We start from the raw sequence: 1,692 nt of genomic DNA, 5'->3' as shown, positions 1-1,692 counted from the left end.
TCCCTGCCCTTTGTACACACCGCCCGTCGCTTCTACCGATCGAATTGCTCGATGAGGACTCGGGATGAGGGGGATCCCTGAAGGCGCAAGTCTTTAGGTCCTTTTCAGAACCTGTTCGAATCTCGTAATTTAGAGGAAGAAGAAGTCGTAACAAGGTCTCCGTAGGTGAACCTTCGGAGGGATCATTAACACAAAAATCCATTCAGCTTCCTGATCTCTTTGCCCTAACAGGTGGGAGTGAAGGAGGTTTGAAACTTTCCAGTGAACTGTTGAAGTCTGTACCAATCCTTTATAAACCTAGTTTTTAAAAGAGATTCAATACTAATGAAACTTCTTCTTCCTTTTGAATAAAAGGGAAGGGTCTTTTCCCAACTAATGAAACAAAACTAAAGTGCTAAACACACTTTAATTAAACAAATTACAACTTTTAACAATGGATACCTTGGCTAGCCGTTCGAGGAAGAACGCGGCGAAAAGCGATATGCCATGTGAATCGCAGCTGACGTGACTCTTTGGACTTTTGAACGCAAATTGTGCCCTGGTTTCACCAGGGCGTGTTTGGTTGAGCGTCAAATATAAATAATGATGACCTCTTCTCTCTCTCGAGAGAGGGGGGGTAATCGAGTTGGGTCCTGCCACTATACAGATTCTTCTGGAAGGGGCTTTACCTTAAGTAAAATTGGAGTTCTATGGGCTTCATAAAGTCTCGGTACTGTCTTTGACGACCGGGCTCTCGTCGGTTAAGGAAACTTACACAGTCGGGGGTTCAACTGTTTCAGGGATGTGCTTAGATGAAGTTCCAAAGACCCCGTTAGAAACCTCTCTTTTTATTAAGAGCAGGGCAGATTATAATTCAAACTCTTGGCCTCAACTCAAGCACGGGTACCCCCTGAATTTAAGCATATTAATAAGGGGAGGAAAAGAAACCAACAGGGATGCCCTTAGTAATGGCGAATGAAGCGGGCAGAGCTCAAACTGAATCGGGAAGTCACTCTGTGGCTCTTGAATTGTAGTGTTCGAATTGCACATTGATGGACTCGTGTTGTAATTAAGTGTTCTGGAATGAACTGCCCTAGAGGGTGACAGCCCCGTAAGTACAACATCAGGGTATTAAAGTCATTGTGTTCTTCTTGAGTCGGGTTGTTTGAGATTGCAGCCCTAATACGGGAGGTTGATCCCTTCCAAAGCTAAATATGACGGCTAGACCGATAGCGAAAAAGTACTGTGAAGGAAAGGTGAAAAGAACCCTGAAAAGGGGGTCAAAAGCACTTGAAATTGTTAAAAGGGAACCGTACGCGGACAGTAACTGGAGGTGGTGAGTTCAACTTAGGTGTCGGGTCAATGGTGCTTCTGTGGGTCTTCACGGCTGCAGGGGTATCCTCTTGGAACGGCTCTGGGTGTACGCTTGCCATCGACGTGTCAACATCATCTCTTCTTGGCAGAAGCGGGGTGGCTCAAGGTGGCTCAGAGGGTTCGCTCTTTGGGTCCTTATAGGGGTCACTTTCTATGTCATGGGGGGGATGAGGTCATAAGCGGCAGGGGGCAACCCCGAGTACCGCCTCGAGTCGGCAAGGTGGAAGTAGTCTTCATCTGGGAAACCAGGGGGGGCTGCTATTCATTTCGATGAAGGGTAGGGCTCGTGTCGTTTTTGATGTTGGTGAAATGTCCCTGTACGACCCGTCTTGAAACACG

2 rRNA genes are annotated in these 1,692 nt (G+C 46.8%); both read left to right on the top strand.

From position 1 onward, the window contains the following. A 16S ribosomal RNA gene (locus ACJ751_RS26965) occupies positions 1 to 193 on the top strand; the annotation flags it as partial. Positions 194 to 410: 217 nt separating this feature from the next. Next, positions 411 to 1,692: ribosomal RNA gene (locus ACJ751_RS26960) — 23S ribosomal RNA — on the top strand; the annotation flags it as partial.

Origin of the sequence: Niastella sp. (assembly GCF_045805085.1) — a bacterium.
In the GTDB taxonomy this organism is placed as follows: Bacteria; Bacteroidota; Bacteroidia; order Chitinophagales; family Chitinophagaceae; genus Niastella.
Note: the sequence above shows the minus strand (reverse complement) of the source record. Positions and strands in the feature narration are given on the sequence as shown.